Source organism: Arthrobacter sp. MYb224 (assembly GCF_002975455.1).
In the GTDB taxonomy this organism is placed as follows: domain Bacteria; phylum Actinomycetota; class Actinomycetes; order Actinomycetales; family Micrococcaceae; genus Glutamicibacter.
In genome coordinates, this window is record NZ_PCPU01000009.1 from 51,566 (window position 1) to 69,569 (window position 18,004).

Consider the following 18,004-nt stretch of genomic DNA (forward strand, 5'->3'; position numbering starts at 1 on the left):
CTGTCGAGATACGCTGTGTGCTTACCTCTAATTTATATGCGTATGCATGTAATAACAAGTTGATGCGTCAAATATTCCCTGAGGTGGAGTATGGCGTCGGACACGCGCCTGTGCGAGAGTTCGGAAAATTGCGCATTCGAAGCAGTGCCACCCTATGCGGATTGAATGCTTGGTAGTTGCCGGCGAGTGCGGGTTGCGGTGGTGGGTGGCGTGTTGACCCGGGGATCTGCAGTCCGCATTATTGGACCGCAGTAGTGGCCAACTTGCCCATTGCATCGTTGCGTGCCATCGGGGCCGTCGGCTGAAGCTTGGGCCGACCCTCATTCGTTAGTTGGTTATGAGGTGAATTCTAGGCATCGCAATGTAGCTATTTACACTCACTGTATGCGATAATGTTTATAAGTAGCTACATTAGGAGCTTAAATGCTTGAGGCTCAAAAGCTCGGTGCAAGCCTGCAGGAATGGCGCATTATTCTTGGGTTGACTCAAGAACTGGTTGCCGAGCGGGCCGGCATCTCCAGGAGCACGCTGATCAAACTAGAACAAGGCGCAGGAGCAAAACTCGAAACCTTCCTTGTAGTCGCCAAGGTTCTCGGCATTGTCGACCGTATAAATGATGCTGTCGAGCCACTCAACACCGACTTGGGTCGTGCCAGATCACGACTGCTTAGTCGCCAGCGTGCACCAAGGGGGAGTTCATGAGCCCGCGGAACCGCATAAAAATCAGGCGTGTCGAGGTACTGACTGGCGAGACTGCAACGGGCACTTTGACGATCGAGTCCGATGCCCTCTCACCACTGGAGCATATAGCCTTCACGTACTCCGACTCCTGGCTTGCCTCTGACTGCTCCTTCGCTATCTCGCCCGAACTTCCGTTGATAAAGGGGCCGCAGCGCTCCACCTTTGGACGGGAGATGTTCGGCTCGTTCATGGATGCTGCACCGGATGCATGGGGTCAGGGACTCCTCCATGAGGAGGCACGGCTGCATTCCAAGGCAACTGGCGTACCAGCACCGAGGAATACGCAGATATCCCGGCTCTTCATGGTCAACGACCAGACGAGGCAAGGCGCACTGCGGTTCCGGGAAAACGGAAAATTCCTCTCCAGCTGGGGACAATGGGCGGGTGTTCGCGACCTGCCAGAGCTTGCCGAACAGTCACGCGCTTATGAGGAGACCGGGTACATAGACGAGCAAAACAGCTTGCTCATCGGGGCTGGATCATCTCCTGGAGGTGTTCAGCCAAAAGCTTGGGTTCGCGACGCGGATGGGTCGATGTTGCTCGCCAAATTCCCAAAGACCTCGGACCTGGGCAATGTCCAGCTCTGGGAAATGGTAGCGATACGCCTGCAGCAGCGAGCTGGAATCGAAGTCCAACCTTCCCGGCTGATGAGGCTGGATGAATACCACCAGATCTTCCTCACCAAGCGTTTCGACAGGACGGGCGATGAGCGCATACCATACATGAGTGCACGCACGGCCCTCCAGCTAAACGACGGCGAGCACCCAAGCTATGTCAAGCTTGCCCGTGAAATTTCGATGGTCTCATCCAATCCCGTGGCAGATTCCAAGGAGATGTTCAGCCGAGCAGCGTTCGGCGCTATGGTCAACAATATCGATGACCACATGCGAAATCACGGCCTGCTCAAGATTGGCAGGGGCTGGAGGTTATCGCCGTCGTTCGACGTGAATCCCATGCGGACAGGCACCTCCGACACTCCTCTCGTGCCGGGTGGGGATACATTCGACCGGAACGTACTCGAACTGCTGGGCCACCTTGACTCGTTCCGGCTCACCCGTACCGAGGCCGTCACGCGTCTGCGCCGGATCAATGAAGCTGTCTCCCATTGGGCCGAGGAGGCGATCAGGCTCGGTGCCGAAGCCGACGCGGCCGAATCAATGCACCGCGCCTTCGAGGGCTCGAACCGCAACCGAGTCGCGGGCCTCAAAGACATTTCGCCACCCACTGCCATCAGCCTCGGGGAAGCGGCTGGAGAACCCGGAGATTCCGGCCAGCCGAAAACCGGACAGGTGTGGATCAAAGCCCACCACCGCGCAGGCAGGTACGTCCCAGGACACTACCGGTCCCGCCCTAAGTAGCAGCAGTACTGGATGGACGGGCAGCTTCCACCGGTCGCCGCTCGGCGCGCTGGGTTGCAGGAATGATCTATCCATGACGTCCTACGAGTTTTCTCCGGCCGAACTTCCGCCGATGTCAGCTAGGGATCCTCGGACCAGCTGAAAGTGCCAACAGCGAAGGCGTTTCGCGGGGTGGTTCAGCCTCGCTGGGAATCCACTTGGTTTGTCAAGGGAATCCCGATAATGCGGACGGACGGTATAGGGATAACTGGCACGAAACCCGAGCAGTTCTGGGAAAGCCGGCTGGCCTTCATCCCTGGTCTTCCAGAACGGATGAACGACCAATGGCCTGAATCCGAATAGCTCCTCTTCGGCATGCTTGAATACAGGTCGACCATTGTTGCCATATCATCTGATGGCGTTTAAATCCCTGCCGCAACCTCGACGAACTCAGTTTCGATGAACGTGTCGAGAAGGCCGCATGCTGCGATGAGATCAACGGGCTGCTGCGTCGTGAAAAGCCACCTTTTGGGATGAGCGGTGCGTTCAACATTCTCCGCCCCTGCCGGCAGCCTGCGAAACATGTCGTGAGCCGCTACGGGTGGACAACACCCGCGCGATAGGCGATCAGGGCGGCATCCACGCGGTTGCGCGCACCGAGCTTAAGCAGGATCGCGGTCATATGCCCCTTGACCGTCGCCTCGGTGAGGACCAGCCGGGCGGCGATCTCCGCGTTGGTCAGGCTCGCTCCCACCAACGCCAGCACCTCGCGTTCGCGCACGGTCAGCCCTTGGACCAGAGACCGGGCGCGGGCCAGCGAGGCGGTATCGATGCCGCGCACCTTGTCGATCACCCGCCGGGCAATGCGCGGGGACAGCGCCGCGGCGCCCTCGGCCACCGCATGGATGGCTCCGAGCAGTTCCTCGGGCCCCGAGCTTTTGAGCATGAATCCGCAGGCTCCGCCGGACATGGCCCGGTCGATGTAGTCTTCCTCGCCGAAGGTGGTCAGGATCAGCACCTTGGCCTCCGGGGCGTGGGCCAGGATCGCTTCCATGGCGCCCAGCCCATCGAGCTGCGGCATGCGGATATCCATGAGGATTACCGACGGCGCCAGGCGTTCGGCCAATTCGATGGCGCGCACCCCGTTCTCCGCTTCGCCGATAATCGAGATGCCTGGGTCGCTGGACAGGATCGCGCGCAGCCCGGCGCGGATCAGGGCGTCGTCATCCACCAGCAGGACGCTGACTGGGGTATCCATGCTCATCTGCAGCTCCTTTGGCTAGCCGGCGGGGTAGAGGTGGTCGGTGGAGACCAATACGTCATCGGTGAAGCACAGGCGGAACATCTCGCTGCCCAGATCCAGCAGGCCGGTCCGCGCCGCATAGTAGCGGCACTGCGCATTCTCCGGCGGCGCCGGTTCGTCGATCACGGGAAGCGGTTCATCCAGGCCCGGGGCGCGGACCAGCGAAGCTACCTCGCCCGAGTCCATGCCCACTTTGAGCTTCTGGTACTCCGACGGGTGCAGGGCCGTGGCTTGGTAGGTGGCATGCTGCAACAGCAGCAGGGCCGCGGAAATCACCGTGACGGCGAGGATCGGCAACAGCACCAGCATCGAGGTGCTGGTGCGCTTCACCGGAGAGTGCACCCCGGCAGACGCCGAAGGCGAGGATGCCTGGGCAATGCAGGCGCGCAGTTCGAAGCGCTCCCTCGTGCGGTGCACCGCCAGCGAACCGCCGGCGGCTTCGAGGGCGCCGCGCAGCGAAGCGATCCCGGTGGCCCCGGGCCGGACCGGCGGGACGGGGCCAACGAGCTGGTTGGAAATTCTCAGCACCGCCTGCTCCGAGCGCGTATCGAGTTCCAGCTCCACCTCGGCGTGCGGCGCGTACTTCGCCGCATTGGTCAACGCCTCCTGGGCCACTTGGCGCAGCACGGCGGCCCACCGGAGGGATCCGGGGGCCTGCGGTGGTGGGCCATGCCGGGTGAAGTTGATCTTCATGCCCTTGGCCCGGGCTTGCTCGACCAGCTGCTCCAGCGATGAACCTGCCGGACCCAGCGGCGCTTGCTCGCCGTCCTCGTGCAGCACCCCGATGATCTGGTGCAGATGCTCGATGGACTCATCGGCCTGCTCGCGGATCCGCGCCGCCTGGACATAGGCCGGCGTGCCCTTTTCCAGGGACACCTGCAGCCCGCTGGAGGACAGCGCCAGCAGCGCCAGATCGTGGCCCAGCTGATCATGCATGGCTTCGGCGATGCGCGCCCGTTCGCGCAGCTCGGCTTGCACCACCACATGCCGGCGCTCCTGGCTGCGGAACAGCACCGCATTGCGCCGCGCCCGGCCGGCCCACCAGGGCAGCAGCGCAAAGAGCACCAAGCCGGTGAGGATATTCAGCGCAAAGGTCAACAGGCTCAGGTGCGAGGACAGTGCCAGCGTCACCCCGGCGGCCAGCGTCCCCGCCCCAAGGGCCAGCAATCCATGGGCCAGGGAGGAAACATGCCGTCCGGCCAGGTAGCTACAGGCCGCGGCCAGGGGAGCGAGCACAACCCAGGCCCCGTTCGTGGAGATGGGGACCAAATAGGCGCAGAGAGCCAGCAGCAACAGCAGAACCAGCTGCTTCCACGAGGTAGTCATGAACAACATGCTACGCAGAACCGCCCCGGGCAGACACCGACCAAGGTAGGGGTTCGGTGCCAAGGGAATGCAGACCTCCAGCCGGTGCGCGGCGGCAGGGGCGAATCCTAGGGTGGAGAGCAGAACCCAAGGAGCACACCATGATCGCACTCGAAGCATTGAGCAAGGACTTCGGCGCCACCCGCGCAGTCAATGCGCTGACCGCAACCATAGAACCCGGGCAAGTGACCGGATTCCTCGGCCCCAACGGGGCCGGCAAATCGACTACCATGCGCATGATCCTCGGACTGGACGCACCAAGCAGCGGGCAGGCACTGCTCAACTCCGTTCCCTACGCACAGCTGCGCTACCCGCTGCATACGGTCGGTGCGCACATTTCCGGCACGGCGGGGCACCCGGGGCATAGCCCGCGCACCTTCCTCAAGGCCCTGGCGCAAAGCAATCGGATCCCGGTAGACCGCGTGGACGCGGTGCTGACCGAAGTCGGCTTGCAGCCGGTGGCCGGCAAACGGATCGGCGGGTTCTCCCTCGGCATGCGCCAGCGGCTGGGAATCGCCGCCGCCCTGCTGGGCGACCCGCAAATCCTGATCCTGGACGAGCCAATGAACGGACTGGATGCCGAAGGCATCTCCTGGATCCGGCAGCTGATGCGCACCCGGGCCGAGCGCGGCGGAACCATCTTCGTCTCCAGCCACCTGATGAGCGAGGTGCAGCAGGTCGCGGACCAGCTGATCCTGATCGGACGCGGGGCGCTGATCACCCAAGCACCTACCCAGGACCTGATCAAGCAATTCACCGAACCGGTCATCACGGTGCGCACGCCGCAGGCCGCCGCGCTCGCCGGGTTGCTGCTGCAACCCGGTGTCGAGGTGAATGCCACCGCCGGAGACCGTCTGGAAGTGATCGGATTGCCGCTGGAAGCTATCGGCGCCTCGGCCTTTGCCGGTGGCATCGAGCTGCATGAACTCAGCGTTGCCCACGGGTCTCTGGAAAACGCCTACAACCAACTGACTCACGACACGGTGGAATACTCCACCGAACTAGCAGGGAGAGTGGGAAGCAAATGAGCACGCTGCAGATCGGTGAATCCAGGACCGGTGACTTTGCCGGACCGCTGTTGCGGGCAACCGGCGCCGAGGCCACCAAATTCTTCGGGCTGCGTGCCCTGGTCGGGCTCTATGCCTCGGGAATACTGGTGACCATCGCGTTGGGCTGGCTGCTAGGGGCCAGCGCGAAAGCCAGCGGGGACAATGGCTTCGACACCGCGATGCCGGCGCCGCTGCTGGTGTTTGCGACCCTGCAATTCAGCCAGCTGTTCTTTGCCGCGGTGGCCGCCTTGCACATCACCAACGAGTACTCCAGCGGGAGCATCTACACCACCTTGCAGTCGGTGCCGCGCCGCTCGGTCATGCTCGGCGCCAAGGCGCTGCTGCTGGCCGGGCTCGGCTTGGTTGCCGGGGTCTGCATGATCGGCTTGGGAACCATTCCGGCAGCGCTGAGCGCAGGGCAGTACGGCGCCTTCACCTTCTCCGACCTGGTCTCGGCCTGCCTCGGCGCCGGTGCTTATCTGGCGCTGCTGAGCTTGATGGTGCTCGGCCTCGGGCTGCTCTGCCGGAACTCGGCGGGAGCGATTGTCTCGGCGATCATGCTGGTGATCGGGCTCCCGCAGATCCTGCAGCTGATTCCGTTCGAGTGGGTGCAGACGCTGGTCCAGTACCTGCCGACAAACGCCGCGACGTTCATGGCCACCGGTGCCACCGAGCCCTATGGGCCGCCGGCGGCCCTGCTGGTGCTGATCGGCTGGGCCGTGGTCCTGCTCGGAGCCGGATATATTGCGCTGAAACGGCGTGACGCCTAGCCGCGGTCGGCACTTGGGAACCTGCCAACGCAGCTGCGCAGGCAGCGCAAAGCGAGGTATCCGGCCTTTAGCCGGATACCTCGCTTTGCGTCATGGCAACTGTAGCTATGCCTTGGACCGGAGCTGCGACCGGTCGCGCCATGCGGCGGTGCTCCAGAGCGCAAGCGCTATCAGCACCGGTTGGAAGAAGAGCCGGGTGAGCCGTTTCCCGTCGGTATCCAGTCCGAACGCGTCGCGTCCCTCCTGCCATTGGGCGAAATTGCCGGGGAACACCGCGACGAAGAAGAACGCGGCAATCCAGCCGACGGCCACCCGCTTCCTGACCAGCGCCAGCAAGGATAGCCCCAGCCCGATTTCGGCCACGCCGGAGAGGATCACCGTCAGGTCCGGATCCAAGGGGACAAAGCCCGGGACCTGGGAGCGGAATTCCTCGCGGGCAAAGGTCAGGTGGCTCACCCCGGCGAAGCCAAGGAATGCTCCGAGCCCGATGCGCGCGCCGTGCCGGGCGAACCCCAGCGGCTTCGCCTCCGGCGACTTAGTCATCGCTGACGGTCACCGTTACGTCGATGTTGCCGCGGGTGGCGTTGGAGTAGGGGCAGACCTGATGGGCCGCGTCGGCCAGTTCCTGGGCCTGGGCATGCTCCATATCGGGAATGACCACTTCCAATTCGACCGAAAGCTTAAATCCGCTCTCTCCATCGCGGTGCAGGTGGACTCGCCCGCCGACGCTGGAGTTCTCGATCTTGACCTTGCGGCCGCGTGCCACCACGTTCAACGCCGAGTGGAAGCATGCGGCATATCCCGCGGCGAACAGCTGTTCCGGGTTAGTTCCGGTGCCCGAACCGCCCAGCGCTACTGGGGGAGTGAGGTTCACGTCGAGAGTGCCGTCGTGGGTCTGCACTCGGCCCTCGCGTCCTTGGCCGGTGGACAGCGATTCTGCGGTGTATAGGGTTTCCATGGAACTGCCTTTCGGAGGTGGTGAAAGTTTGTAGCGTGTTTCCCGGACTAGTTGTCCGGTGAGGTTATTTCCTGCATGGATGCGGTGATGCGGTGCAGGGCTGCCAGCAGTGCCTGCGCGCTCTGGAGATCCGGGAGTCCGGTGCCGCAGGCAATCTGCGCCGGAATATGTGCCAGTTCTTTGCGCAGGGATGTTCCGGTGGGGGTCAGGCTGACGTTGACGACGCGGCTATCTTCCTCGTCGCGCCGGCGTTTGATGAATTCCTTCTGTTCCAGCCGGCGCAACAGCGGGGACAGGGTCCCGGAGTCCAGCTGGAGCATCTCGCCGATTTCCCGCACCGGCTTATCGCCTTCGGACCACAGCGCAACGAGCACCAGGTACTGGGTGTAGGTCAGCTGCCATGGGGCGAGCAGTTCGGCGTACGCCCGGGTGGTTGCCCGGCTCGCCGAGTAGAGGGAGAAGCAAACCATTTCGTCAACTATTGCCATGAAATAATGATTGCACGCAATTCAATTGCGCGCAACTTAAAGTCTTGATCCCTAGGGATTGATGCCGCGCGGGCTACCGATCGGGCTCTTGGCGATGGCGCTGAATTGGTTATGGATTCGGGGTGCTTAGCTAGCTGGAAGCATCGGGAGAGCTCCAGCCCTGTAGCTTGATCCGGTCGCGTTTCGCGCGGTTAGGCTGGCATCGCTAAGCTGGGATTCATGAACATCGGCAAGCATCTGGCGAATGCCGGCGGGCGCAGCTACCCCCGCCTGGCGATCGTTCGCTCGCTGTTGCTGATTAGCGCGGTGCTTTTCGGTTTGTTCTCGATGCACGTGATGAATCATGGACTCTCGGCTGATTCCTCGGCCCCGCAGGCGCAGGCGCATTCGGCAGAAGCCCTGCCCATGCACCACGCTCCGCTAGCCGATCCGGGCCATCCCTCCGAGCAGGGCTGCGCCGACTGCCCGCTGGGCCATGAGATGGCCGCCGCGGGTTGCGTATTGGCGCTGCTGGTCATGCTGCTGTTCTTGCGGCCACCGCATACCGTAGCCGTGGCCCGGACGGTGTTCCTGCGGACCTTGTGCGCGGCTTCGAAGCTTCGTGGGGTCGCGCCGCGCAAACCCGATCTGACGGCCTTGGGGATTTGCAGAACGTGAGAGCTTGGCGGGTCAACTGACCTGCCGCCAGCTAGTTCCGGCGCCGCCGCAGGCAGGCGCCGCTCACATTCCGAACCCATCAGGAGAATCACCCATGAACAAGCAGACCTTCTTTTCCAGCGCCCTCGCACTGGGCGCAATGCTCGCCCTCGCCGGATGCGCAGGGGAACCATCGAGCACTCCGGCGCCGAGCGCCTCGGCTTCCGAATCGCATTCCGGGCATTCCATGGAGCAGTCCCCATCGGCCAACGACGCCGATATGGCGTTCGCCTCGGGCATGAAGATGCACCACGAACAGGCGATCGACATGTCCGACATCCTGTTGGGCAAGTCCGGGGTTCCCGCCGAGGTGGTGGCCTTGGCCGAACGGATCAAGGCGGCGCAAGGCCCGGAGATCGAACGCATGGACCGCTGGCTTGCCGAATGGAACATGCCCGAGGGGATGGACCACGGGGGAATGGACCACGGCGACGGAATGGTTCCGGAGGATGAGATCAAGGCCTTAGCGGACGCGACGGGGTCCGAAGCTGCCCGGCTCTTCCTTGAGCAGATGATCATGCATCACGAAGGTGCCGTGGTGATGTCCGAGACCGAGATCAACGAAGGAAGCTACCCGGCGGCCATCGACCTGTCCAAGCAGATCGTCGATTCCCAGACCGAGGAAATCAACGAGATGAAGCAGCTGCTTGAAACGCTGTAGCCAGGGATTGAAGACAGAAAGGTTGGGATTGACCGTGCCCAAAAAATTTGAAGGCAGCAAAGGTGCGCGCGCCGGGATTGTGGCCGCGGCGGCCGGCGCGGTGCTCGCGCTGGCCGCGTTGACCGGGTGCAGCACTGCACCGCCGCCCGTCGCGCAGCCCGAGCCTACGGTGGTTGCGGCCGAGCACACCGGGGAGTTCCTCGCGGAGCTTGGCCTGGCCGGGCTGGATGCCAGGGCGGCGATCGATCGGCTCGACCGGATGCCGGTGGCGCAGCGGCCCAGCGACTTCACCGCCTCGGTGCAGCCGGCCCAGCTGGTGCTCACCGATGCGTCGGGACGCACCGCGGGTCTGCCGATGCCGGAAGATGAGTACTACCTTTCGGCGGCACCCTATGTGAGCCAGACCCACAGCTGCCATTTCCATAGCCTGACCACGTGTCTGGGGGAGCTGGCGGGAAAGGAAGTCCAGGTGAAGGCAACTGACGCCGACACCGGCGAGGTGCTGGTGGAGAAGGGCGTAAAAACCTTCGACAATGGATTCCTTGGACTCTGGGTTCCGCGTGGAATTAATCTGGATCTGGAATTCAGCTACGAAGGCAAAACCGCGAAGACCACCGTGTCCACCGCCGGCAGCACAAACGCCACCTGCCTGACCGAGCTGCCGCTGGTCTAATACAGCGCATCTGCACAACCAAAAAAGCATTCGGGCCTGCAACCACTAGATGTGGTTGCAGGCCCGAATGCTTGGCGCCGGAGAACTTAGTCCTTGGGCTCTTGGGCCGCCTTGTTCATCAATTCCTCGAATGCCCGGCGCTCCTTGCGGGAGACGGGGATCTGGCCGGTCAGCGGGTTGACCACCTGGCCCGGAATCGCCTTGGGATTAACCGGATCCGCAGGCTTGGCGTCCGCCACCTTCGGCTCGGGCTTGGCCTGCTTGTTGTCCTTGGCCTGCACCGGCACCTGCTTGGCCCCCGGGGTGATCTTCGCGGTGGCCCCGTTCATGGCCAGCGCAAGATCCTGAGCCCCCGTGTGCTGCTCCGTGGAATGCTTGCGTCCCGCACGGCGCAGCTCGCGCTTCTCCTTGCGCGACTCCACCAGGCGGTAGAGCACCGGTACCAGGATCAGGGTCAGCAAGGTGGAGGAGACCAGGCCGCCGATGACCACCACGGCCAGCGGCTGCGAGATGAACCCGGACTGGCCGGTGAGTCCCAGACCCATCGGGATCAGCGCGAAGATGGTGGCCAGCGCGGTCATCAGAATCGGGCGCAGACGCTGGCGGGCACCTTGCATGATGGCCTCATCCAGCGCCATCGCCGGCCGCTCGGGGGTATCGGCCCGATACTGGTTGATCAGGTCGATCAGCACGATCGCGTTGGTGACTACGATGCCCACCAGCATCAGCATGCCGATCAAGGACGGCAGCCCCAGCGGGATGCCGGAGATCAGCAGCAGGCCGATGGCCCCGGTGGCGGCGAACGGAATGGAGACCAGCAGGATCAGCGGCTGGATCAGCGACTTGAAGGTAGCCACCATGATCACGTAGACGATCGCGATGGCCGCCAGCAAGGCGAGGTAGAGCTGGTTGAAGGATTCGGCCTGCTCGGTGGCCGCGCCGCCGATTTCGGCACTGGCGCCCTCGGGCAAATCCACCGAGTCGAGGCGCTCGGTGACGTCCGTGGAGACCTTGCCAAGCATGTTCTCCGCCGGGGCCAGCGTGAGGGTGGAGATGCGCTCGCCATTGGAGGTGGTGACCTGCTGGACAACCTTGGTGCGTTCCACCGTCGCCAAATCCTGCAGCTGCACCAGGCCGGCGGCGGTGGGGATCTGCAGTTCGCGCAGCTTGTTCAGCCCGTTCAGATCCATGGGCTCGCCGATCTGCACGGTCATGTCCGTGTAGTCCAGGCGCAGGGTGCCCGCCGGGACGGCGGAGACCTGGGAGGCGACCAGGCCGGAAAGCTGCGCCTCGGTCAGCCCCGCCTCGGCTGCCTTGTCCGCGTCGATATCGATGGAGACCTGCTCGCGTTCCGCCGAGAGGTTGTCCGCGATGCCGGTGACATGCTCGGTACCGGCCAGCGCTTCGCGCAGCTTCTCGGTGGCCTCGCGCAGAATATCCTCATTCGGGGCCTTGACCTCCACGGTGACGTCGCTGGACATCATCGCCGAGGAATTGGAGCCGAAGCTCAGGGTGACATCCTCGGACAACTCCAGGCCCTGGATCTGTTCGCGGACCGTATTGCTCAGCGCCTCCTGGTCGCGATCGGGGTCGGTGATCGCGGTGAAGCTTGCGGTGTCCGCGCCGGAGGCGAACATCGCCGCCATGCCGCTGGCGGTGCCCACGGTCATCTGCACATCTTCCAGGCCCTCGATGTCTTGCAGTTTTGCTTCCACCTTCTCGGCTTCGGCCAAGGTGGTCTCCAGCGCGGTGCCCGAAGGCATCTTAGCGGTGATGGAGATCGAGTTCTCCCCGGTGGAGCCGAGCAGGTTGGTGTTCAGCAGCGGAGTCATCATCACGGTGCCGGCCAGGATCAGCACGGAGGCCAGCAGCGTGATGACCGGGTGCTTCTGCGTGCCGTTGAGCACCGGCACGTAGGCGCGCTGCAGCCAGGACTTGTCCTCGGCCACGTGGACGGTGCGGGTTGCCCCGGTCCCCGGGCGGTGCGGCAGGAACCAGTAGGCGAGCACCGGAACGATGGTCAGCGAGACCAGCAGCGAGGCGAGCAGGGCGATGGTCATGGTCATCGCGAAGGGGCTGAACAGCTCCCCGGCCATGCCGCCGACCATGGCGATCGGCAGGAACACCGCCACGGTGGTCAGCGTCGCGGCGGTAATCGCCCCGGCCACCTCCCTGACCGCCAGCAGGATGGACTGGGCCTTGGATTCGCCGTGGGCCAGGTGGCGCTTGATGTTCTCGATCACCACGATCGAGTCATCCACCACGCGGCCAATGGAGATGGTCAGCGCGCCCAGGGTGAGCATATTCAGCGTGTACCCGAACACGTTCATGCCGATGAAGGTGGCCATCAAGGACAGCGGAATGGAGATCGCGGTGACCAGCGTGGAGCGCACGGAGAACAGGAAGATCAGGATGATGATCACGGCGAAGCCCAGGCCCAGGGCACCTTCCAGCGCCAGGTGGCTGATGGAGTCCTCGATGAAGGGTGCCTGGTCGAAGATGGTGGTCATCGTCGCCTTGTGGCCGAGCTCGGCTTCCAGATCCGCGATCATCGCGGTGACCGCGTGGGAGATCGCGACGGTATCCCCGTCCGGGGTCTTGGTGACCTGGATGGACAGGGTCTCATCCCCGTTGGTGCGCGTGACGCTGGTGGCCTCATCGGCCTGCACGGAGACCTCGGCGAGATCCTTGAGCAGCACCGGACCGGTCTCGGTCACCAGCGGAATGTCTTCGATCGCAGCCAGGGTATCTGGGGAGGATCCGGCGATCACCGGAAGCTGCAGCCCGTCGACGTCCATATTGCCCACCGGCATGGGGGAGCCGGCGTTCTCGATGCCGTCCTTCAGGTCGGCAATGCTCAGCCCGGCGGCGCTGAGCTTGTCGTCGTCCGGGATCACCGCGATGTGCTGGGAAGCGCCGCCGGAGACCGCGGCTTCACGCACCCCGTCGATCTTCTGCAGCTTAGGCAGCGCGATGCGTTCCACATCATCGTTCAGCGCTTCCAGGGACTCGTTCGAGGAGACCGCGAGCATCAGCACCGGAAGGTCGGCAATGGAGCCGGCCAGCGCCGTGGGTTCCACGTCTTCGGGCAGCTGGGTCTTCACGTTGGAGATCGCGCGTTCCACCTGCGCGCGGGCACGGTCCATATCGGTGCCGTACTCGAAGGTCAGCGCGATGCGGGTGAATCCGGTCTGCGAGGTGGCGGTGGAGGATTCCAGACCCTCGACCGCCTGCAGCGCGGTTTCCAACGGGGCTGCGACCTGTTCGTCGACCACCTCGGGGCTGGCGCCCATCTGGGTGGCCATCACGGAGATCTGCGGGAACTCCAGTGCGGGGATCAGTTCCTGCTTCAGCGATCCCATGGAGATCACGCCGAAAACGGCGGCGAAGATCGTGATGAGCGCGATGAGCGCCCGGTTCTTCAAAGACAAGATGGCCAAGCGCTGCATGCGTGTGTGGTCCTAGCTGTGTCGCAGTGGGAGGGGCTGAGCACAACTTTAGTTGGTTGTCATTGCTCAACAGTCACCGAGAGATGTTAAGCACGCAAAAATCATCCGAATGGATTACCCCGGAGTTGCCTGCAGCAGCGGTGCCGGATGCGGCAGCTAGTTTTTGGGGCGTCTACTGTTCTCCGCGCCATGCCTTGAGGAACCATGTGCCAGCGTCGTATGGAAGGAAAATGCGCTTGTAGAACTCTGGCTCTGCTTGGCGCGTTGTCCACGTTGTCCCGCCGCAGGACAAGGCCTGCAGCATGTGTTGCATCTTGCACTGCTTCCGCAGGGTCTCGCTGACGTGCGACGAGCGTGTGATGTTGTCTTCGGACTGAGAACTTTGGCTGCGGCGCCCACCACTCTTAGACGGACGTGAGTAGGGGAGAACCGGGAAATTGAGATTGAGGCTCTACGTAGATCATTGGCCATCGAGAACGGCTTTTTACTCAGGGGGCCGCATCATTACCGCGAGCGCCACCGATGGCTGTGGCATGGGGTAGCCGAAGTTCACCACGGAACTCCGTTTCGGCTGGGATCGCACCAAGCGCCCTTGGATGGTCAGCCCGACTTGGAGGAGCTTCGTTGGAGCCGTTTCCTTGGGGCATGAGGTAGGCCAGAACGTCGCGAATATGAATCCTCGTTGGAGGGGTCCTCAAAGTTTCGCAACCTTCGTAGATCCACGAAGGTCGCCGCCGCGGAGGGCCAACGCCTAGTTAGGTTCGTTTTTTCGCTTCTGGTTTATGGCTTCTTCGGCAACGATAGGAGCATCTTCGCGGCTCGTCCTAGAATATGCGACGTCATCGTCTCCATAGAGCTCTGCGGCTATTCCGTGGCCGCATCTACGTTTTGAATACCCAGCTTTTCCAGCAAGAAGCTGATGTCGAGCATATCCCGATCTCGTGCTGAACTCAGCTTCATGGCAAGCAGCGTATCAGGCGAAGCGATATATGCCTTGAGCCCGTCGCCAAGGTTGATACTGATCCATTTTGCTCCTGCGGGGATGAAAGCGGTCGCGCTGGAGTTCAGCCACCCGGATGGAAGATTGCGTTCCTGGGCCATTGCTTCAATGACGCGTTCAACGTCGGCTTGGGTGTATATGAGGCATCAATGTCTTGGGTCACCCGACGGTCGTTTCCCATGAATGCGACGGCTGCCCCGCCGACCAGTCGGATCGTCGGGGTAATTCCTTTGGCACACAGCCTTGCCCCAAGCTCGCCAAGAAGTTCGCGAATCTCATCGACCGTGAAGTCTTTACTCACGCCATCTCCAGCGAATTATCTTTGAGGAAAATATTAAAATCTGCCATTGTCTTCGGGGTGCGCTTTATTGTCAGTTCCCTGAATGCGTCGCTCATACTCCGCGTGTCATCACCTGGAAACCAAGGATCCTGTAGTTTTTTACCCCACCGAGGTTTTTGTGCAGAAACTCCTTCAAGTGCAATTCGCGCGCCTGCTGCAAGCAAAGCATCAAACCGTTCGCTTCCGGTGGGGCGGGGCTTCTTGAGGCGCTCCGGCTTCAACTTTTTCAATTGTTTTAATGAATCCATTGCAATTCGTAGAGCGAATTCACCGTCACCGGAGGACAACTCGCGGGCAATATCGCGGGCCGCCTCCTCGAGGATCGTCTGAGGCGTCAGAGGAGGGGCAGCCCAGCGGATGTTCAAGGCATCGGCAACTCTAAGCGAAGCGCCCAGTTCAGCCGTCTCTTTGCCGGATTCAAGATCAAAAATGAACTTTCGGGAAAGCCCTGTTTTGTTTGCAAGCCCCTGCTGGCTCAACCCGCTTTGGATTCGGGCGCCACGGATTGCTCGCCCCAGATCTCGCGCAGTACTAATCGTTGCCATGTCTACATTATGACACCGTTCGCTAACTAAATGTAAATATGCGAGTAGATAGATTGGAAGGGGGCGTAGGTTGTGATGAGAATTTTATGGAATTTCGCACTCACTCGTTTTTAAGCGTCGTTGCGTTGTGGTTTGGTGATTGTTCCCGCGCTCCCAGAACCGTCCATACGGCAGTGAATAAATCTTCAATGGCGCTCAGCCTTTGCCTCGGGGGTGCCAGATCATCGGCCCTGCGGAACTGGACTTTGTAATTCGCCCTGGCAACAATGTCGGGATAGGACTTTCGCCCTAATGATTTGTGGACGAACGCTAGTAGGAGATCATTACAAGGTGGGAAGTTCCTCCAAGGTCCATCAAGATTCGAAGGACACGGAACGGCGATCCTGACGTAACGAATAACGGTTGCCAACCAGCAGGTGCTGAATCTCCCAATTGTTCGGGTCCCACGGTGGGATTCGAGCGCATACTCGGTGTATGGGAAAGTCCCACGGAACTTCGCAGACGGGTAAGAAGACCATGGATCGGGACACTTTACGCAGCGTGCAGCGGCCGTTGAAGCAGCTGTACCGCGAGCAGCCTCAAGCCGGAAGCATCGTATTGGAAGCCACCGGAACACTCGGAGAAGAGGGGCTTTCCTGCTCGGTGCAAACCGGCCAGGCGCTGGTGAGCGCTGGTCTGCACCCGTCCACCGGCGGGGACGGGATGCTGGCCTGTTCGGGGGATCTGCTCTTGCGGGCGCTGGTGGCCTGCGCCGGGGTCACCCTGGCGGCGGTCGCGATCAACCGCTCGCTGAGCGTTACCGGCAGCGTCCACGCCAGCGGTGTGCTGGATGTGCGCGGCACCTTGGGGCTGGACCCCGAAGCCGCAGTGGGATTCAGCTCGATCAAGTTGTCCTTCGAGCTGCAAACCGAGGCCAGCGAGCAAGAAGTAGCGCAGCTGATCGAGGCGACGGAAAAATACTGCGTGGTGTTGCAGACCTTGCGATCCCCGCTGGCCATCGAGGTCACCGCGTTAGCAAAATGACAAAGGCCCGGCTTGCTTCCCGGGCCGCCAAGCGGCAGGAAACAAACCGGACCGTGCCGCAGCTGGCTAGATCAGTTCCAGGCTCTTATCGGTAGCCGCCTTGACCTCGGCGTAGAGCGCCGGGTTCTCGTTCAGCTTGGTGCCGTAGGAAGGGATCATTTCCTTCAGCTTCGCTTCCCAGCCGGCGAACTGCTTCGGGAAGCAGCGCGAAAGCAGGCCAACCATGATCGGCGTCGCGGTCGAGGCGCCAGGGGAGGCGCCGAGCAGACCGGAGATCGAACCGTCCGAGGAGGTGATGACCTCGGTGCCGAACTGCAGGACACCGCCCTTCTTGGCGTCCTTCTTGATGACCTGGACGCGCTGACCGGCGGTGATCAGCTCCCACTGGGAGCCGTCTGCCGCGGGGAAGTACTCGGCCAGGGCCTCGTCCTTCTTGGCGCGCGACTTGAGCACCTCCTTGATCAGGTAGGTGGTCAGCGACATGTTGTCCTTGCCCACGGCAAGCATCGGGATGATGTTGTGCGGGCGCAGCGACAACGGCAGATCCATTTGCCCGGTGGACTTCAGGAAGTTCATCGAGAATCCGGCGTACGGGCCGAACATCAGCGAACGCTTGCCATCAACGAAGCGGGTGTCCAGGTGCGGCACGGACATTGGTGGGGCGCCGACCGAAGCCTGGCCATAGACCTTTGCATGGTGCTGGTTGATGACCGTTTCATCGGTGCAGCGCAGGAACTGGCCGGAGACCGGGAAGCCGCCGAAGCCCTTGATCTCATCGATGCCTGACTTCTGAAGCAGCGACAGGGCACCGCCGCCTGCGCCGACGAAGACGAACTTGGCCTTCACGGTCTTCACTGCGCCGCTGGCCTTGTCCTTGACGGTGATTTCCCAGCCGGCGCCATCGCGCTTGAGGGTTTTGACCTTGTGGCCGTAGTTCACCGAGGCGCCCGCGGCGCTCAGCGAGTTGGTCAGGTCCTTGGTCAGGCGGCCGAAATCAACGTCGGTGCCCGAGGCCACGCGAGAGGCGGCAACCTTCTGCGCGGCGTCACGTCCCTTGGCGACCAGCGGAGTCCACTCGTTGATGGTGTCTAGATCTGTGGTGTGCTCCATTTCGCCGAACAGCGCGTTCGGCTTCAAGACGTCATAGCGTGCCTTGAGGTACTTGGAGTGGTCCTCGCCAATGACGAAGGACATGTGCGGCAGCGCGTTGATGAAATCCGCGTCTGCAACGCGCTTGTTCTCAACTGCCCACGAGTAGAACTGGCGGGACACCTGGAACTGCTCGTTGATGCCGATTGCCTTGGCTGGGTCAACGGTTCCGTCGGCCTTGGCCGGGGCGTAGTTCAGTTCGCACAGTGCCGAGTGACCGGTACCTGCGTTGTTCCATGGTGAGGATGATTCCTCTCCGGCCTTGTCGAGGTTTTCGAAAAGACCAATAGACCAGGTTGGTTCCAGCTGGTTGATCATGGTGCCAAGGGTGGCACTCATGATGCCGGCACCGATTAGTACTACGTCAAAAGATTCGGTTGACGTTTCAGAAGGCACGAGGATCTCCATCGACAGTGATACTTTGCTCTACTACAGACTAGACCTACTAGACCACCGG

At 62.2% G+C, this 18,004-nt stretch carries 17 protein-coding genes; 8 read left to right on the plus strand and 9 right to left on the minus strand.

All coding sequences use genetic code 11. The annotated features are described in order from the left end of the window. Window positions 1-423: 423 nt before the first annotated feature. Together CQ017_RS15200 and CQ017_RS15205 are read left to right on the plus strand one after the other, a co-directional pair. On the plus strand, window positions 424-702 hold the full coding sequence (locus CQ017_RS15200; RefSeq protein WP_096288557.1) for a helix-turn-helix transcriptional regulator: 279 nt from the start codon (window positions 424-426) through the stop codon (window positions 700-702). Further along, window positions 699-2,099, plus strand: a complete 1,401-nt coding sequence (locus tag CQ017_RS15205) for a type II toxin-antitoxin system HipA family toxin (protein ID WP_105554398.1) — start codon at window positions 699-701, stop codon at window positions 2,097-2,099. The genes CQ017_RS15200 and CQ017_RS15205 overlap by 4 nt, the downstream gene beginning before the upstream one ends. A gap of 574 nt (window positions 2,100-2,673) precedes the next feature. Here the strand turns inward: CQ017_RS15205 and CQ017_RS15210 are convergent. Further along, a complete protein-coding gene (locus tag CQ017_RS15210; RefSeq protein WP_105554399.1) occupies window positions 2,674-3,342 on the minus strand; it encodes a response regulator transcription factor in 669 nt (222 codons plus the stop codon). 15 nt (window positions 3,343-3,357) lie between these two features. Then, window positions 3,358-4,707, minus strand: a complete 1,350-nt coding sequence (locus CQ017_RS15215; protein WP_181150562.1) for a sensor histidine kinase — start codon at window positions 4,705-4,707, stop codon at window positions 3,358-3,360. Window positions 4,708-4,847: 140 nt separating this feature from the next. Between CQ017_RS15215 and CQ017_RS15220 the strand changes: the two genes are divergently transcribed. Both CQ017_RS15220 and CQ017_RS15225 read left to right on the plus strand, forming a co-directional pair. Beyond that, complete coding sequence (locus CQ017_RS15220; protein ID WP_105554461.1) at window positions 4,848-5,774, plus strand: ATP-binding cassette domain-containing protein; 927 nt, start codon at window positions 4,848-4,850, stop codon at window positions 5,772-5,774. Then, window positions 5,771-6,565 (plus strand): ABC transporter, encoded by a 795-nt coding sequence (locus CQ017_RS15225; protein WP_105554401.1) that lies wholly within the window; start codon window positions 5,771-5,773, stop codon window positions 6,563-6,565. Before CQ017_RS15220 ends, CQ017_RS15225 begins: the two co-directional genes overlap by 4 nt. A 105-nt stretch (window positions 6,566-6,670) precedes the next feature. On the opposite strand, the gene CQ017_RS15230 is transcribed toward CQ017_RS15225, so the two are convergent. Genes CQ017_RS15230 through CQ017_RS15240 form a run of 3 tightly spaced genes read right to left on the minus strand, consistent with a single transcriptional unit; the run spans window position 6,671 to window position 8,011 of the window. Next, window positions 6,671-7,108, minus strand: a complete 438-nt coding sequence (locus CQ017_RS15230) for a hypothetical protein (RefSeq protein ID WP_105554402.1) — start codon at window positions 7,106-7,108, stop codon at window positions 6,671-6,673. Further along, window positions 7,101-7,523, minus strand: a complete 423-nt coding sequence (locus CQ017_RS15235; RefSeq protein ID WP_105554403.1) for an organic hydroperoxide resistance protein — start codon at window positions 7,521-7,523, stop codon at window positions 7,101-7,103. Before CQ017_RS15235 ends, CQ017_RS15230 begins: the two co-directional genes overlap by 8 nt. Window positions 7,524-7,570: 47 nt before the next feature. Continuing rightward, the gene (locus CQ017_RS15240; protein WP_181150563.1) at window positions 7,571-8,011 is read right to left on the minus strand and encodes a MarR family winged helix-turn-helix transcriptional regulator; all 441 of its coding nucleotides are present in this window, start codon (window positions 8,009-8,011) and stop codon (window positions 7,571-7,573) included. 219 nt (window positions 8,012-8,230) lie between these two features. On the opposite strand from CQ017_RS15240, the gene CQ017_RS15245 reads away from it, so the two are divergent. The 3 genes from CQ017_RS15245 (at window position 8,231) to CQ017_RS15255 (ending at window position 10,041) form a co-directional block, all read left to right on the plus strand. Continuing rightward, entirely contained in the window at window positions 8,231-8,668 is a 438-nt protein-coding gene (locus tag CQ017_RS15245; protein ID WP_105554404.1) for a DUF6153 family protein, read from the plus strand. Between the two features lie 94 nt (window positions 8,669-8,762). Next, window positions 8,763-9,368, plus strand: coding sequence for a DUF305 domain-containing protein (locus CQ017_RS15250; protein WP_105554405.1), 606 nt, complete (start codon window positions 8,763-8,765; stop codon window positions 9,366-9,368). A gap of 34 nt (window positions 9,369-9,402) precedes the next feature. After that, a complete protein-coding gene (locus CQ017_RS15255; RefSeq protein WP_258133736.1) occupies window positions 9,403-10,041 on the plus strand; it encodes a CueP family metal-binding protein in 639 nt (212 codons plus the stop codon). 86 nt (window positions 10,042-10,127) lie between these two features. On the opposite strand, the gene CQ017_RS15260 is transcribed toward CQ017_RS15255, so the two are convergent. The 3 genes from CQ017_RS15260 to CQ017_RS15270 form a co-directional block, all read right to left on the minus strand. Next, window positions 10,128-13,490, minus strand: a complete 3,363-nt coding sequence (locus tag CQ017_RS15260) for an efflux RND transporter permease subunit (RefSeq protein ID WP_105554406.1) — start codon at window positions 13,488-13,490, stop codon at window positions 10,128-10,130. A gap of 864 nt (window positions 13,491-14,354) precedes the next feature. Then, the gene (locus CQ017_RS15265) at window positions 14,355-14,591 is read right to left on the minus strand and encodes a hypothetical protein (RefSeq protein ID WP_105554407.1); all 237 of its coding nucleotides are present in this window, start codon (window positions 14,589-14,591) and stop codon (window positions 14,355-14,357) included. 196 nt (window positions 14,592-14,787) lie between these two features. Next, the gene (locus CQ017_RS15270) at window positions 14,788-15,375 is read right to left on the minus strand and encodes a helix-turn-helix domain-containing protein (RefSeq protein WP_105554408.1); all 588 of its coding nucleotides are present in this window, start codon (window positions 15,373-15,375) and stop codon (window positions 14,788-14,790) included. 474 nt (window positions 15,376-15,849) lie between these two features. Between CQ017_RS15270 and CQ017_RS15275 the strand changes: the two genes are divergently transcribed. After that, window positions 15,850-16,398 (plus strand): OsmC family protein, encoded by a 549-nt coding sequence (locus tag CQ017_RS15275; RefSeq protein WP_219843953.1) that lies wholly within the window; start codon window positions 15,850-15,852, stop codon window positions 16,396-16,398. Window positions 16,399-16,464: 66 nt separating this feature from the next. On the opposite strand, the gene CQ017_RS15280 is transcribed toward CQ017_RS15275, so the two are convergent. Further along, the gene (locus tag CQ017_RS15280; protein ID WP_181150564.1) at window positions 16,465-17,955 is read right to left on the minus strand and encodes a malate:quinone oxidoreductase; all 1,491 of its coding nucleotides are present in this window, start codon (window positions 17,953-17,955) and stop codon (window positions 16,465-16,467) included. Window positions 17,956-18,004: the final 49 nt, after the last annotated feature.

Coding starts and splice junctions, on each gene's coding strand:
- CQ017_RS15200 (WP_096288557.1), top strand. CDS start 424: ATGCTTGAGGCTCAAAAGCTCGGTGCAAGCCTGCAGGAATGGCGCATT.
- CQ017_RS15205 (WP_105554398.1), top strand. CDS start 699: ATGAGCCCGCGGAACCGCATAAAAATCAGGCGTGTCGAGGTACTGACT.
- CQ017_RS15210 (WP_105554399.1), bottom strand. CDS start 3,342: ATGAGCATGGATACCCCAGTCAGCGTCCTGCTGGTGGATGACGACGCC.
- CQ017_RS15215 (WP_181150562.1), bottom strand. CDS start 4,707: ATGACTACCTCGTGGAAGCAGCTGGTTCTGCTGTTGCTGCTGGCTCTC.
- CQ017_RS15220 (WP_105554461.1), top strand. CDS start 4,848: ATGATCGCACTCGAAGCATTGAGCAAGGACTTCGGCGCCACCCGCGCA.
- CQ017_RS15225 (WP_105554401.1), top strand. CDS start 5,771: ATGAGCACGCTGCAGATCGGTGAATCCAGGACCGGTGACTTTGCCGGA.
- CQ017_RS15230 (WP_105554402.1), bottom strand. CDS start 7,108: ATGACTAAGTCGCCGGAGGCGAAGCCGCTGGGGTTCGCCCGGCACGGC.
- CQ017_RS15235 (WP_105554403.1), bottom strand. CDS start 7,523: ATGGAAACCCTATACACCGCAGAATCGCTGTCCACCGGCCAAGGACGC.
- CQ017_RS15240 (WP_181150563.1), bottom strand. CDS start 8,011: ATGGCAATAGTTGACGAAATGGTTTGCTTCTCCCTCTACTCGGCGAGC.
- CQ017_RS15245 (WP_105554404.1), top strand. CDS start 8,231: ATGAACATCGGCAAGCATCTGGCGAATGCCGGCGGGCGCAGCTACCCC.
- CQ017_RS15250 (WP_105554405.1), top strand. CDS start 8,763: ATGAACAAGCAGACCTTCTTTTCCAGCGCCCTCGCACTGGGCGCAATG.
- CQ017_RS15260 (WP_105554406.1), bottom strand. CDS start 13,490: ATGCAGCGCTTGGCCATCTTGTCTTTGAAGAACCGGGCGCTCATCGCG.
- CQ017_RS15265 (WP_105554407.1), bottom strand. CDS start 14,591: ATGGCCCAGGAACGCAATCTTCCATCCGGGTGGCTGAACTCCAGCGCG.
- CQ017_RS15270 (WP_105554408.1), bottom strand. CDS start 15,375: ATGGCAACGATTAGTACTGCGCGAGATCTGGGGCGAGCAATCCGTGGC.
- CQ017_RS15275 (WP_219843953.1), top strand. CDS start 15,850: ATGGGAAAGTCCCACGGAACTTCGCAGACGGGTAAGAAGACCATGGAT.
- CQ017_RS15280 (WP_181150564.1), bottom strand. CDS start 17,955: ATGGAGATCCTCGTGCCTTCTGAAACGTCAACCGAATCTTTTGACGTA.